This window comes from Paenibacillus xylanexedens (assembly GCF_007680605.1).
In the GTDB taxonomy this organism is placed as follows: Bacteria; Bacillota; Bacilli; order Paenibacillales; family Paenibacillaceae; genus Paenibacillus; species Paenibacillus xylanexedens_B.
Window position 1 is genome coordinate 331,997 of the sequence record NZ_VEIO01000003.1, and the last position, 13,031, is coordinate 345,027.

A 13,031-nucleotide genomic window follows, 5' to 3' on the forward strand; every position below is an offset into this window, starting at 1 on the left:
TTAAAAAGCATAGGAGGATTTCATATGAAAGTCGGCGTTATTATGGGCGGAACATCTTCAGAGCGGGAAATCTCCCTGCTCACCGGACAGGAGATGATTGCGAACTTGGACAGAAGCAAATACGAGGTCGTACCGATTGAGCTGAATTCCAAACGGGATCTGATCGATAAATCGGACGGAATCGATGTAGCTTTGCTTGCCTTGCACGGAAAATACGGAGAAGACGGCACGGTGCAAGGCACGCTTGAATCCCTCGGCATTCCTTACACGGGTTGCGGCGTGCTTGCCAGCGGCGTATGCATGGATAAGGACATGTCCAAACAGCTCATGCGGCAAGCAGGGGTACTCACGGGAGACTGGCTTCAAGTGAACCGAATGCAAGATCTGTCCTCTGTGGTTGTCCAGCACTTAACGTACCCTGTCGTTGTCAAACCCAACTCAGGCGGCTCCAGCATTGGAACGCAGATCGTCCATGAGCCATCATCCCTGCCTGCGGCAGTAGAGTCCGCTCTTGCCTGGGATGACAGTGTAATGATCGAGCAATACATTGAGGGTGAAGAGATTACCTGTGCTATCGTAGATGGTAAAATGCTACCCGTGATCTCTATTCGTGCCAATGCTGCCTTTTTTGATTATGCTGCCAAGTATGATGATAACGGTGCGGATGAGCAGGTCGTGCAGCTACCTTCCGAGCTGCATCAGCGCGTAGAATCCGCAGCGTTAACCTGCTATAACGTACTCAAATGCAGTGTCTATGCCAGAGTGGATATGCTCATTCGGGATGGCGTGCCTTACGTGCTGGAGGTAAACACCTTACCGGGCTTGACCCGCAACAGTCTGCTACCCAAAAGTGCTGCCGCTGCGGGGATTTCTTTTGCCGAGCTACTCGACACCATCATTGATCTGTCTCTCAAAGAACGTTCCGGGGAGTTGTCTCGTGTATGAGTCTAGATGTAAATATCCGGCATAGCGCCGATCAGGATCTGCAGGACATGGTTATTCTCATGGATCAGCTGGGATACCCAACAACTTACGCCGAGATGCAGGAAAGATATACTCACATTGCCGCTGATACCAATTTCACAACACTGGTAGCCGAAGTGCGCGGGCGTGTAGTGGGACTGATTGGTATGCAGACATCATATTCCTATGAAAAGAACGGTAGACATTGCCGTATTATGGCACTGGTTGTGCACGAACATTACCGCGGCTCCGGTATCGGCCGTCAACTTCTGTTCGCTGCTGAGCAATGGGCAGCCACACAGCAGGTCGACTCTATCTCGCTAAACAGCGGTAATCGTGCGGATCGTGAAGCAGCGCATGCATTTTATCAAAATATGGGTTATACCGCTGGTAGCACCGGATTCAGCAAAAAAACACAGTTGCTGCAACATACGTAATCCAAGTCGGACGCCCAAATATGGATACAGGTCATTACTGCTCACGGTAAAACTCCGCATATAACCTCGAAACTATAAATATAAAAAATAAAACATTCCCTTCTAAGCGCTAATATGGCTCGAAGGGAATGTTTATGTTGCATGGTCTTATCCTGATTGATTTAGGACTTGGCAGATTGTTCACCGGACAGCAGGAATGCGACCAGACGGCCGACTTCCTTGGATTCACCCAGACGTTTGGCCGGGTTGTCCTTTACGAACTCTTTGGACGCCGACTCCCAGTCATTCGGGTTAATCTGTTTGAATGAGGCACAGCACGAGGTCATTCTTCATTCAATACCCTTTTCAAATTGGGCTTTATCATGCCTTCGACAACTCATATGCCTCCATTAATTTCTCCAGAGGAATCCCGTTAATTTTCATTCCTGACACTTGGCAGGCTGCAAGCTCAACACCTGAAAGATCACAGTCAACAAATCGACTGCCTTCCAAATCACAATGTCTCCACTGCATTGGCACGCGGTCTGTACCCAGATGTGTATCCTGGAACTGAGCCCCGTCCAGCCCACAGAATTCAAACTTGGTATTTGTTAAACGTAAATCTGCCAGCAACATTTCCGTCATTTTCAGGTTCGTTAGTTTGCTTCCACTCATATTACAATCGGTGATGCGGCTGTTCCTCATTGTACTGGAGCTGTACCACATCGAATCCAAATTGGCTTGAACATGTTCATGCTCCTGAATTGGATCATGCTGCCCGCTTCCGGTATCGATCTTCTTCTCATAACCATACTCTGACTCGGAGGCATACATCCGTACATAACCGAGCTTTTCGTAGAAATGATGATTACTCGTCTGCCGACCAGAAGTCTCCAGCCTCCAATGCAAAATATGCGGAAACACAGTCTCAATCTGTCTGATCACTTGTGAGCCTACTCCGCGCCCTTGACAGACAGGGTCGATATAGATTTTATCCAACCTTGCGATTCCATGTCCGAGCACATTTATGCTCACGCCACCAATGGCACAGCCATCTGCTTCCACCACATAGTAGTCCCACTCACGAATGACATATTCATGCAAGCGAACAGCGTTATATCCCGGAGGACAAAGATTGCTATCCAATTTCTGCTCTCCGTTCGCCCAAACGTGCATGACATGATCAAAAGCACGTGTGCAGATTTCTGTCAGCACAACGGCATCTTCTTGTTCTGCCCGGCGCAGGTTTATCGATAATGGTTTGGATTTATTCTGCCCATACCCAGTAGCTTCCCCGTCAGAATCCGTACTGTTAAGTTCAAAATAATCATAGACCTCCCCATCAGACAGACGTCTCCGATTCACATACTGGAAGCCTGTATGCTCCAGTACTTTACGAGAAGCCGGGTTGTACGTCTTCACGATGCCCACAATCCGGTTTAACGACGTATGTTCGAATAGATACGTCGTCAACGCTCGTACCGCCTCCGTGATATAACCTTTGTTGCGGTAATCGCGTGAAATGGCATAAGCTACCTCATGATCAGACGAATCAAGCATATCGTTTGGAAACACACCGCACCAACCGATCAACCGCTGGCTCTCCTGATGAATGACCGCAAGCATAATCCGTACATCCTGAGGATCAAACTGTTCATAACCCCCTACGACAAACTGCAAAAATTCACTTAATTGCTCTTCTGTCATCTTCCAATCGGGTAACAGGTCGGTAATTTCAGGCTGATGTGTCAAGGTTGTCAGCGCGGCTCGGTCTTGCAAGGTAAAGGGACGTAACATTACTGAATTAGCAACAATCGTGAAACCATGATTCATATAGAACACCTCTTAGGGATTATTTTGTGATGGCACGACAAAAAAGAGTACCTCCAATAGAGGTACTCCCGTATCGTTTCATCCTTTCAGATCAAACGCCGAAGCTCCTCGTAATGGGTCAAAAAGGACAGACGTATCCCGTGTTGATCTAACGGAATTTTTGCGCCTTGTTCTTTTCTACATCATTACGAGAAATCTGGCATTCTCTGAAATCCCCTTTCAATGCACGCATCATTTTTAGCTATCTACATTAGATTACGGACGATCAATGAAAATCCAGCCTGTATCTTGTTCTTTTTCAATCGTGGCTCCAAGTGATTCAGCCATGAAACGAAGCGGCACATAAGTCTTGCCGTTTTTGCCAACAAAGGCGGATTCCACCATCGTGACTTCTTGCCCCGCAACGGTGGCCTTCGGAGAATCTACCGTCAGCACGATCTCGTTTCCGGTTATGTCATCAATGACAACGATCTGTTTCGAACCTTTCGTCCATTTCACTTCTGCATCCAATTGCTCGGACAGATAGCGAATCGGGACAAAGGTTGTATTTTTGACAGTAATTGCACCAAACTCTTCGTCTTCCGGATAGAGGAAGATGCTTTTCGTTGTAATCTTCATCTCATTTTTCAGGAATTGATAAACAAATGAATTTGGATCAAAATTGCGAAGCACCTGACCCGGTGTAACTTCCCCTTCGGTTAGTTCCATCACACCACGGGAAGCATCTACTTGATCAACAGTAACCGCGCCGCCGACATTCCATAGCTCACTGTCTGCGCTAACCGTTACAGAGCGCACTGGCAAGTCTTCTGATGCAGGCACAGCTACCTTCAACGACATCTTTTGTTTGCGAATATCCAGCTTGCTGTCGATGAAGAAGTCCATGTTTAATTTAGTTTCCGGGCCAAATACTGTTTTCAGCTCCGGTGTATCTTTCAGCAGGTTGTTCAGCTCCTGATCATAGTTCGCCAGAATGCTGTCCAAACCTTCTTTAATCATGGCATAGATGGATGTAACTGCTTCTTCCTTCGATTTTGGCAAGATAGAAGTCATTTCTTCGTCTTCCATACCTTCTCCTTCTATACCTTCCAAGCCCATATAACTTTCAAATACAGGGTACAGCACATCATACAAGTCTCCAATCAACTGTTTGAGACCTTGCTCATCTTTAGAGATACTTGTCAGGAACGGCTTAACCATCGCAAGCATCTCTTCACCGTTAATCTCCATATGTAGCTTGTTCAGAGACAATGTTTCACCATTTACGGCTTCCTGAACAGGGGTAACCGATATGTTTTTCGGATTGGACAGATGTTTCATGACAAAAGTGAATACCTTCGGAGAAAGCTCCTGAAGCTGTTTCTCCAGTTCTTTAGTATCTATTGGAAGAAGCATGGTCTCTGCTCCCCCAAGTGTATCCAGAGATATGTAAACCGGTTTCTGAGCTCCATCGACATCGATGGTCATGCCCAACTTGTCCATAGACAGATGGAAAGGCAATTTCGTTCCTTCGATGCTCACCGATCCTTTGACCGATGCCGTGTTCGCATCTTTCATCTTGGCATGATCAATGTTCAGCGAGATTGAGTTAATTCGTTTGATCATTTCGAGGTCTTCATCGGTTGCCAATTGTTTGTCCGGCTCTATGTTAATATGCATGGATTGTTTGGTTTCACCGGATTTTACATTGGTGTTATTGACCATGGCTTGGCTAACATCAACTCCGCCCACGGCCTGACAACCTGTAAGAATAACCAGTAACAGGACAAGCGGTAATGCCATCCATTGGCTTAACTTACGACTCATAATTGGGATCTCCCCCTTAGCAAAATATGGTTCAATTCATATTATGAGGGCAGGTGGAAACAATGTAAACGGATACGCACAAAAATAGGCCAAATAGGCCGGAACGCGTCCGGCCTTCTGGTTCTTCTATCACTCATATGTCATAACATGCGCGTGGAAACATGCTGTTTCATGTAATATTTTCAGACTATTCCTGCTCCTGATCTTCTGCAGGCTCTTCATCTTTCACCTCATCTGCTGGTGTTACAGGGGTCTCGAATTGATCCGGTTCATCGTCTTGAATCGCTTTGTTTTCTTCATTCTGATTTTGTGTCATCATCGTTCTCCCTCTCTTCAGCGGATATCATCAAGGCACTGCCTTGTTTATATCAATAACCGGATGGCATATGAATCAAACATGATGCGGTGATTTTGCGATACCTAGCCATTTTAGAACACGTAGAAGATAATCCCGTTGCCGTTCTCTACGGTGACTTGAAACAAAGCCTGAATCATATCAATCGTTTGCACGATCTCCTGAAAAATCTCCTCTTCGTCCCAACCTTCCATTACGGGGTATACCCCTTCAGCAAGCATCTTGTCCAAGCTGAAACGTATCCTCACATCCTCAGGGGTAAGTTGCTCCAAGGCCATATAAGCCTCAAGAACCTGCTTGTTATTAATCAAGAACAGATCCATATCGGAATAGTTACCCAAATACTGCTGACTAGCCAGCGGCACAACGTATCCTAGCGGAGGTTCTCCATCCACAAGGTTACCGTTCAACGTAAACTGTAGCATCTGCCACGTTTTATCAATATCCAGATCGACCTGACAATCATGCACACTAACCTCTCCTGATTGAATGGAATTTACCAATTCATCGGTTACAACCACATATCTGCCCGACATGCCCATCGCGTTATCCCTCCTGACATTTCCTTCTATTGTTCCCCATTAACCGTGCATGTTACATCAGAATCGGGGTAAAAAGGAAAAAGGGCACAATAACGTCACCATACGATGCTCATGTGGGGAGCGCAAACGAACCATTTCCTAAGGAGGACATCCCGATGAAAAAATTTGACTACAGTCTTAATTACGAGGAACTCGATCTGCGCAAGCAGCCTGAATTATATACCGTTGGCCGGGGCGAGCAAGGGGTACTTATGGTGGAACCCTACAAAAGCGAGATGCTGCCGCACTGGCGGTTCAAAACACCTGAGATCGCGACAGAGTCATCGGAGAAGATCTATGAACTATTTTTGGAGTATAAGAAACAGGGGGATTTCGTTGGCATGGATATGGCTCGCAAGTTTTTACAGATGGGCTACACCCGGGCGAGACGTTATACCAATCATAAAGGCGGGCGTAAATATTCGAAGCAGGATGGCTCCGTTCTGCCTTATCAGAACGACCCGGTGAAGGCGGAAGCAGCAGCTATTTTCAAAGCGCAATGGGAGGTAGCGAAGAAAGATCCCGACTACGTGAAAATGATGAAGCAACATCGGGAAAAGTACGAGTCAGAGGAGGGCTAGGCCCTATTTGAAATCATTGACTTGTGGAAACATATGGTTCAAAATCTATCTTGTTACTGTTTGTTTTCCACCACTATTTTTGGAGAAAAGAGGCGCAGCCAACCATGACAGATTCGTTCATACAATTAAACACAGGCCAGAATACCAACATTAACGAATGCGCTCAGCTTCAGGTGACGATCAAATGCAAATCCGCCCCCTCTGCCTTGGATGTTAGCTGTTTCATGGTCAACGAAGCGGGAAAAGTCCCCTCCGACGACTATTTTGTATTTTATAATCAGGAGGCTGACCCGCATAACAGCGTTCGTTTGCAACAGATAAAGGAATGGCAATCCACTTTTGTACTGGATACGCATATATTACGGCAGGCCTCTGTAGAAAAATGTGTGTTCACGGCTACACTTGATGCGGGACATACATTCGCCGACGTTCGTACATGCCAGGCGGTTATTCAAGCAGGTTCCCAGCAGATTACGTATGAGATTACGCAGGCCACGGCAGAAACAGCGCTTATTTTCATTGAAATTTACAAGTATCGTGACGGATTCAAAGTTCGTGCCATCGGACGTGGTTTCTTCGGTGGATTGAAACCGCTGGCAGAATCCTTCGGGGTAGAGATTGAAAGTAACGATGCCTCGGAAGCCGAACAGGCCCTGCTCACAGCACAAGCCGAAGTGGCAGCAGCCTCATCCCAAACCGCGGTACCCGTTGCTGATCCGATCCCGAGCCTTCCACCACTGAACTTGACCAAAATCGATCTTCTCAAGCATAAAGTAACCCTGTCTCTCCAAAAGAAAAAGGTTGAACCTATTCAGGCACGTGTTGCCGTTGTATTCGATGCATCAGGGTCCATGTACCATCTGTATCGTAAAGGCATCGTGCAAGAAGCCTTTGAGCGGATACTGGCGATTGCATCCGCATTTGATGACAACGGGGAATTAGACGTATGGTTCTTCGCCAAAGACTTCTTACGTGCCCCTAGCGTCACCGCCAAAGATTTTGAGAATTATATTGAACGTACATACAAGCTGGGGAGCAAAGGCGGTACCAATAACGAACCACCTGTAATGCAAGATGTCATTCATAAATACACCATCGAGGAACCCAATGTAAAGATTCCAACGTATATTATCTTTTTTAGCGATGGCGGGGTTAGTCAAAAAGGAAAAATCAAGCGATTGATTACCGAAAGCTCAACCAAAAATCTGTTCTGGCAATTCGTTGGTTTGGGTAGAGCCAATTACGGTGTTTTGGAGAATCTCGATGAAATGGAGGGGCGTTTCATTGATAACGCTAACTTCTTCGCACTGGACGACATCTCGAAAATCAGCGATGAAGAATTGTACGATCGTCTGCTCAACGAATTCCCAGGCTGGATCAAAGAAGCTCGGGCCAAAGGCATTCTGGCCTAAGAGTTCATCTTCTAAGGTTAATTCAGGCTTGTAGCTTTCCCACTTGTAATCTTAGAATCGTGGTCTTAACATGCTTCCTACAATTCGTAACATGGACTTGCGTGGCATGAGGCGGGAGAACTGTGCTGTCCAGTAATTCCGGGCACCCGGTACTGCATATGGCTTGCCTTTCTCCAGCGCCCTCATGGCCACTTCCACGACATGCTCAGGTGTATCCCGTTTGCCAACGGAGGCTTCATTAGCGCCCACGACATCAAAGAACGGCGTCTCGGTTGAGCCCGGACATAAGGCCAAAAATTGAACGCCACGTTTCCTGTTTTCTTCATATAACGCCTCTGTAAAAGAAAGTACAAATGCCTTTGTCGCCCCGTACACCGCCATAAACGGATCAGGCTGGAAAGCTGCCGTCGAGGCTACGTTAATAACCGTGCCATTCTCCTTCTCTAACATATTTGGCAAGAAAAGATGCGTCATGCTTGTCAAAGCTAGTACGTTCAACACAATCTCATCCTGTTGCCGGGAACCCGGCAATTGTTCAAAGTAACCATGAGTAGCGAATCCAGCATTATTGATCAGGATATCAATCTGTATTCCCCGTTTCTGGCATTCCTCATATACCTTCTGTGGTGCGTCTAATTCGGAGAGATCCGATACGATCACTTCTGCCCTTACTTGATATGTACGTTTGATTCGTTCTGCCAACTGTTCCAGCTTAGACTCCGTTCTTGCTACTAGCACAACATGATTACCCTTCGAAGCCATTTCGAGTGCAAAAACTTCACCTATTCCTGAAGAAGCTCCTGTAATAAGTGCCCATTGATGTTGTTTTATCATTTCTCATCCACCCTCTACATTGATATGAACACACGTTTTCTATAGGAAACACTGTTACCATATAAAATCATCGTAACCAATATTCATGCTCCTGTCAAATTCAATCAGTTTAAATCGACTTCAGAACGTCGTGCTTACTTTCAAGAGTCCAACTAAATTGACGTGATCTGGCGTAAAACAGTAGAATGACCATAAGCAAAGGAAACGTCGCAGTTTCTGATTAACAACAATACGGTTATGAGGATGAAATCAATGAAGGATAAGGATATACATTCGGGTTCCGCGGAACCTGCACATACGGTAACAACCTTTCAGGAAGCCAGACTGCAGCACTCGGATAATCTTCGGCAAAATGTTGTGCATGCTGCTGCTGCTTTATTACAAGAGCATGGACCCGAAGCCGTCACGGTACGCCGCGTAGCTGAACGCATGGAATGCTCTACCAAGATCATATATAACCTTTTTGGTAAAAAAGAAGGGTTAGCCAAACATCTATATCTAGAGGGATGCTCTGTTATGGCTCAGCATTTTGAAGCTGTTCCCCGGCAAGCATCATTCGAACAATATTTCCGTGATCTGGCCTACGTCTACTGGGACTTCGGCATTTCTCAATCCAGCTTCTATCAGCTGATGTTTGGAGGTTCTTTTTCCGAATTCAAACCGGACGGAGAGACGTTACAGGGAACAGCGACTGCACTGAAGCAAGTGTCTGGGTTAGTTGAGTCAGCCATTGAACAAGGAATGATTCAGGTGCAAGATCCCCTGCTTGCGGTGCGTATGATCTGGGCTCCCTTACATGGTGTGATTCATCTGTACCTGGGAGGACATATCGAGAACGAAGAAGCTGCCAAAACCCTCTATGATCATACGTTATCGATGGTTATAGGCTCTCTTGTGAACAAATCTGCGAAAGGATAGACACAAGATTGGTGCATGTAGAAAAGGTTAACGTCAAACGTAAAAGGAGCCTGTCCGCTCGCGTAATACGCTTAGGACATGCTCCTTTTTCTTTTGCTACTCTATCTCGGTGTACATGAATAGATCTTTTAGATCATCTACAGCCGGCTTAGCGTGCCTCTTGATTCTCCGCTTCCCAGCGTGCAATTTCCTCACGCACTTTCGGTGCAACTTCTTTGCCGAGCAGTTCGATCGCGTGCATAACCTCATCATGCGGCTGTGTACCCAGTGGTGTATGCAACATGAAACGGGTGATGCCAACCTCTTTGCGCAGATAGATAATCTTCTCAGCGACGGTGTCCACATCCCCTACGTACAATGCACCTTCCAGACTACGTGCCGCATCAAATGTTTCACGTCCATAATGTCCCCATCCGCGTTCACGTCCCAGCTGGTTCATTACCGCTTGTGCAGGGCGGAAAAACTTCTCTACCGCATCATCGGTTGTATCGGCAACAAAGCCGTGAGAGTGGGAAGCGACGGTTAACTTGGAAGCATCGTGTCCGGCATGTGCGGCTGCTTTTTTGTACAGCTCCACCAGAGGTGCGAATTGTTTCGGACGACCACCGATAATGGCAAGCACAAGTGGCAACCCGAGCAGCCCTGCACGAACAACCGATTCCTGATTACCGCCACTGCCAATCCAGACCGGAAGCTTCTCCTGCACCGGACGCGGGTAGATGCCCAGGTTGTTGAAGGAAGGGCGGTGTTTGCCTGACCAGGTTACTTTTTCCGACTCCGTCAGTTTCAGAAGCAGATCCAATTTCTCGTCGAACAATTCATCATAGTCGCCCAGATCATAACCGAACAACGGGAAGGACTCGATAAATGAGCCACGACCAGCCATAATCTCTGCACGTCCATTTGAAATACCGTCCAATGTCGCAAAGTCCTGAAACACACGTACTGGATCATCCGACGACAACACGGTTACCGCACTGGTCAAGCGAATGTTTTTCGTCTGCGAAGCTGCGGCCGCCAGAATGACTGCCGGGGATGAAGCAGCATAGTCCGAACGATGATGCTCCCCTACACCATACACATCCAGACCCACCTGATCTGCCAAAACGATTTCTTCCACAACATCACGAATACGCTGTGCGTGACTAATTACTTCTCCTGTATTAACATCCGGGTTTGTTTCCACGAATGTACTGATTCCGATTTCCATGATATGTTCCTCCCTGTGTATGAAGCGATCCGTCGTTCATCTAACCTATTGTAAGTAGATCACCTTTTGTTATATACCTTTATATTGGACTATTTTGAGCAAAAATACAAGTACCCTCTGTTTCCAGAGGGCACTTTTCTTATTACATCAGGATCACCTTAGGAGTATTTCCATAGAGTTTAGATTAATAACGGCTCCTGTTTGTTTCATAAAATTGAAACCCAAGATCCCGTCAATCTCCAAACCATAATCCATGCTTCCGATCTCAATTTCAAAGTCTTCCACAACAGTTCCATCTACATCGATGGAGTCTAGTGACTTTGTATAAACATACTCAATGCCGCCAACACCTCTTATTGTGTTAACAACATCATTCTCTTCCGGAATCATTCCGATATCCATAACCACATCTGCGTTTAATAATGTACTAGCCGACCCTGTATCAAGAAGTACTTTCTTCAGCGTAAGTTTTTTACCTCTGTAAACCAGTTGTACACTTATAAAAGGTAATCCATAAATATCTGCTATCTTCATCTAGGACCTCTTATTCCAACATACCTTTCTCTAGCCACCACTTCAGAACGTGAGGTATGAAAAAAACAATATTCCCGATTAGGGTCTTCCTGATGCAATTCGCTATATCGTTTCAAGGCCTTTGTTGAATCACTAAATGAATCTATAACAGCCATTTCTTCAATATAACGTTGACCTTCTTGCGAATAGGCCTTCGTCGCTTCAAAAACAACCCACTCATTCGGGAAACGTTCTTGAACCTCTTTCCATTGCATAGTTGACACCTCCGATTATTCGATACCTCCATTATAACATGCAATTTATCCATTCAATGAATTCACTAACCGAAAATTAAGCTATAGAAATGCTAGCCTTCTACAACTTCCTTCCGATATACAACAGATGGGACGAGATTCCCAGAATGGAAGGATCTTTGGCTGCCTCAATCATGTATTGAAGCAGTTCTTGCTCCTCCCCCCGTTCCCTCCAGTATTGCTGTTGCTCCTCTGTGATCATTGCTTTAAGGCTGGAGGAACCAATCAACTGAACAGTCTCGAAGCTGTGCTGTTCCATGAACGGCACAACATCCTGCACATGAAAATAGTATGCTCCCGTAAAACGCCCTTGATCCTGATGATCAAACGTGCCTCTTTCTACAAAAGACCGAATCGCATCCACGCTGTCATTGGGCCTCCAATGATGCGGCGATTGCAGTGAGTTGATGCTCATCCGCATCCGGGTCTGTACCGCCACAAATACAACGCCTCCCGGCTTTGTTACCCGATAGAGTTCACGCACTGCCGCCTCCCGCGCTTCTTCCTGTTGCAGATGGTACAGCGGTCCAAGCATCAGCGCTGCATCATAGGTCTCATCCGCAATCTCGTTCAGGTGAGTCGCATCCAATACATGAAATCCCTCAAACTGCTGCGTCAACCCAAACGCTTCGGCTTTTTCTCGTGCTTGTTCTACCGATGAAGGTGTAAGATCCGATAACGTAACCCTGTACCCCTGTCTGGCTAACTCCATCGCATATTTTCCCGGTCCTGCACCGTTATCCAGAACCATACCGCTCGGCGGAAGATGTTCGCGAATATAATGCATGTTAATGATGAATTCAATAGGCTCACGCTCCAGCCTGCCCCACTCATCAAATCCGGAATAATATTGAATAATGCGCTCTCGATCTCTGTCCATCTCTTGTACACCTGCCCTTTTCTCTGGAATTAAGCTTTACAGAACATCAAAGAACATCAAAAAGACCTGCCGCCTCAGCTAAGAGGCGACAGGTCTGACCTTCGCGGTACCACTCTTTTTGTTTATAGACAGGATTATACCAACCCTATCCTTCCATAACATCTCATGACCTGATGACGGAGGTTGCCCGTCAGGATCTACCTGGAACGCATTCGATCCTGCCGCTCACAGGTGAGTTGGGGACAGGCTGGACTGTCTCGCACCGAATTGACAGTTCTCTGAACCACGCCATATACCTTAATACTCCTGATCATTGCGTTTGTTATTTTAATTTTACCAAGTATAGTTCTCCTAAATATTTACTGTCAACTCTAAATTCACAGTAAACCAGACAGTTCACTCATTTATAAAATAT

General features: G+C 46.2%; 15 protein-coding genes and 1 other annotated feature. Of the genes, 5 read left to right on the top strand and 10 right to left on the bottom strand.

The window, feature by feature from the left end:
• The first annotated feature begins 24 nt into the window (after positions 1-24).
• Positions 25-945 (top strand): D-alanine--D-alanine ligase, encoded by a 921-nt coding sequence (locus tag FS818_RS19280; protein ID WP_145333750.1) that lies wholly within the window; start codon positions 25-27, stop codon positions 943-945.
• Positions 942-1,400 (top strand): GNAT family N-acetyltransferase, encoded by a 459-nt coding sequence (locus FS818_RS19285; protein ID WP_260984861.1) that lies wholly within the window; start codon positions 942-944, stop codon positions 1,398-1,400. Before FS818_RS19280 ends, FS818_RS19285 begins: the two co-directional genes overlap by 4 nt.
• Positions 1,401-1,561: 161 nt before the next feature.
• Here FS818_RS19285 and FS818_RS28915 read toward each other — a convergent pair whose 3' ends face one another.
• The 5 genes from FS818_RS28915 to FS818_RS19300 form a co-directional block, all read right to left on the bottom strand.
• Entirely contained in the window at positions 1,562-1,726 is a 165-nt protein-coding gene (locus FS818_RS28915; RefSeq protein WP_186375551.1) for a hypothetical protein, read from the bottom strand.
• Positions 1,727-1,760: 34 nt separating this feature from the next.
• Positions 1,761-3,212 (bottom strand): GNAT family N-acetyltransferase, encoded by a 1,452-nt coding sequence (locus tag FS818_RS19290; protein ID WP_145333752.1) that lies wholly within the window; start codon positions 3,210-3,212, stop codon positions 1,761-1,763.
• Between the two features lie 255 nt (positions 3,213-3,467).
• Entirely contained in the window at positions 3,468-5,018 is a 1,551-nt protein-coding gene (locus tag FS818_RS19295; protein ID WP_145333754.1) for a copper amine oxidase N-terminal domain-containing protein, read from the bottom strand.
• A 187-nt stretch (positions 5,019-5,205) separates the two neighbouring features.
• Complete coding sequence (locus FS818_RS29385; protein WP_260984862.1) at positions 5,206-5,334, bottom strand: hypothetical protein; 129 nt, start codon at positions 5,332-5,334, stop codon at positions 5,206-5,208.
• Between the two features lie 113 nt (positions 5,335-5,447).
• Positions 5,448-5,915: a DUF1877 family protein gene (locus tag FS818_RS19300; protein WP_145333756.1), complete on the bottom strand. Its 468-nt coding sequence runs from the start codon at positions 5,913-5,915 to the stop codon at positions 5,448-5,450.
• A 155-nt stretch (positions 5,916-6,070) separates the two neighbouring features.
• On the opposite strand from FS818_RS19300, the gene FS818_RS19305 reads away from it, so the two are divergent.
• Positions 6,071-6,535 (top strand): DUF4385 domain-containing protein, encoded by a 465-nt coding sequence (locus tag FS818_RS19305; protein ID WP_145333758.1) that lies wholly within the window; start codon positions 6,071-6,073, stop codon positions 6,533-6,535.
• 104 nt (positions 6,536-6,639) lie between these two features.
• Entirely contained in the window at positions 6,640-7,947 is a 1,308-nt protein-coding gene (locus FS818_RS19310) for a VWA domain-containing protein (protein ID WP_145333760.1), read from the top strand.
• Positions 7,948-7,998: 51 nt separating this feature from the next.
• Here the strand turns inward: FS818_RS19310 and FS818_RS19315 are convergent, their stop codons facing one another.
• A complete protein-coding gene (locus tag FS818_RS19315; RefSeq protein WP_145333762.1) occupies positions 7,999-8,781 on the bottom strand; it encodes an SDR family NAD(P)-dependent oxidoreductase in 783 nt (260 codons plus the stop codon).
• Between the two features lie 252 nt (positions 8,782-9,033).
• On the opposite strand from FS818_RS19315, the gene FS818_RS19320 reads away from it, so the two are divergent.
• Positions 9,034-9,699 carry a TetR/AcrR family transcriptional regulator gene (locus FS818_RS19320; RefSeq protein ID WP_145333764.1) on the top strand — a complete coding sequence of 222 codons (666 nt, stop codon included), beginning with the start codon at positions 9,034-9,036 and terminating at the stop codon, positions 9,697-9,699.
• Between the two features lie 148 nt (positions 9,700-9,847).
• Here FS818_RS19320 and FS818_RS19325 read toward each other — a convergent pair whose 3' ends face one another.
• From FS818_RS19325 to FS818_RS19340, 4 genes are all read right to left on the bottom strand, one after another.
• Positions 9,848-10,909, bottom strand: a complete 1,062-nt coding sequence (locus FS818_RS19325; RefSeq protein ID WP_090921199.1) for an LLM class flavin-dependent oxidoreductase — start codon at positions 10,907-10,909, stop codon at positions 9,848-9,850.
• Between the two features lie 153 nt (positions 10,910-11,062).
• On the bottom strand, positions 11,063-11,443 hold the full coding sequence (locus FS818_RS19330; RefSeq protein WP_145333766.1) for a retropepsin-like aspartic protease: 381 nt from the start codon (positions 11,441-11,443) through the stop codon (positions 11,063-11,065).
• The gene (locus FS818_RS19335) at positions 11,440-11,697 is read right to left on the bottom strand and encodes a hypothetical protein (RefSeq protein ID WP_145333768.1); all 258 of its coding nucleotides are present in this window, start codon (positions 11,695-11,697) and stop codon (positions 11,440-11,442) included. Before FS818_RS19335 ends, FS818_RS19330 begins: the two co-directional genes overlap by 4 nt.
• Before the next feature lie 100 nt (positions 11,698-11,797).
• Entirely contained in the window at positions 11,798-12,616 is an 819-nt protein-coding gene (locus tag FS818_RS19340) for a class I SAM-dependent methyltransferase (protein WP_145333770.1), read from the bottom strand.
• A 78-nt stretch (positions 12,617-12,694) separates the two neighbouring features.
• Positions 12,695-12,939 (bottom strand) — a binding site (T-box leader).
• Positions 12,940-13,031: the final 92 nt, after the last annotated feature.

What these genes read in the sequence shown, in the direction of transcription:
- FS818_RS19330 (WP_145333766.1), bottom strand. Translation starts at nt 11,443, where the DNA reads ATGAAGATAGCAGATATTTATGGATTACCTTTTATAAGTGTACAACTG.
- FS818_RS19325 (WP_090921199.1), bottom strand. Translation starts at nt 10,909, where the DNA reads ATGGAAATCGGAATCAGTACATTCGTGGAAACAAACCCGGATGTTAAT.
- FS818_RS19310 (WP_145333760.1), top strand. Translation starts at nt 6,640, where the DNA reads ATGACAGATTCGTTCATACAATTAAACACAGGCCAGAATACCAACATT.
- FS818_RS19300 (WP_145333756.1), bottom strand. Translation starts at nt 5,915, where the DNA reads ATGGGCATGTCGGGCAGATATGTGGTTGTAACCGATGAATTGGTAAAT.
- FS818_RS19335 (WP_145333768.1), bottom strand. Translation starts at nt 11,697, where the DNA reads ATGCAATGGAAAGAGGTTCAAGAACGTTTCCCGAATGAGTGGGTTGTT.
- FS818_RS19315 (WP_145333762.1), bottom strand. Translation starts at nt 8,781, where the DNA reads ATGATAAAACAACATCAATGGGCACTTATTACAGGAGCTTCTTCAGGA.
- FS818_RS19280 (WP_145333750.1), top strand. Translation starts at nt 25, where the DNA reads ATGAAAGTCGGCGTTATTATGGGCGGAACATCTTCAGAGCGGGAAATC.
- FS818_RS19340 (WP_145333770.1), bottom strand. Translation starts at nt 12,616, where the DNA reads ATGGACAGAGATCGAGAGCGCATTATTCAATATTATTCCGGATTTGAT.
- FS818_RS19295 (WP_145333754.1), bottom strand. Translation starts at nt 5,018, where the DNA reads ATGAGTCGTAAGTTAAGCCAATGGATGGCATTACCGCTTGTCCTGTTA.
- FS818_RS19305 (WP_145333758.1), top strand. Translation starts at nt 6,071, where the DNA reads ATGAAAAAATTTGACTACAGTCTTAATTACGAGGAACTCGATCTGCGC.
- FS818_RS19290 (WP_145333752.1), bottom strand. Translation starts at nt 3,212, where the DNA reads ATGAATCATGGTTTCACGATTGTTGCTAATTCAGTAATGTTACGTCCC.
- FS818_RS19320 (WP_145333764.1), top strand. Translation starts at nt 9,034, where the DNA reads ATGAAGGATAAGGATATACATTCGGGTTCCGCGGAACCTGCACATACG.
- FS818_RS29385 (WP_260984862.1), bottom strand. Translation starts at nt 5,334, where the DNA reads ATGACACAAAATCAGAATGAAGAAAACAAAGCGATTCAAGACGATGAA.
- FS818_RS19285 (WP_260984861.1), top strand. Translation starts at nt 942, where the DNA reads ATGAGTCTAGATGTAAATATCCGGCATAGCGCCGATCAGGATCTGCAG.
- FS818_RS28915 (WP_186375551.1), bottom strand. Translation starts at nt 1,726, where the DNA reads ATGACCTCGTGCTGTGCCTCATTCAAACAGATTAACCCGAATGACTGG.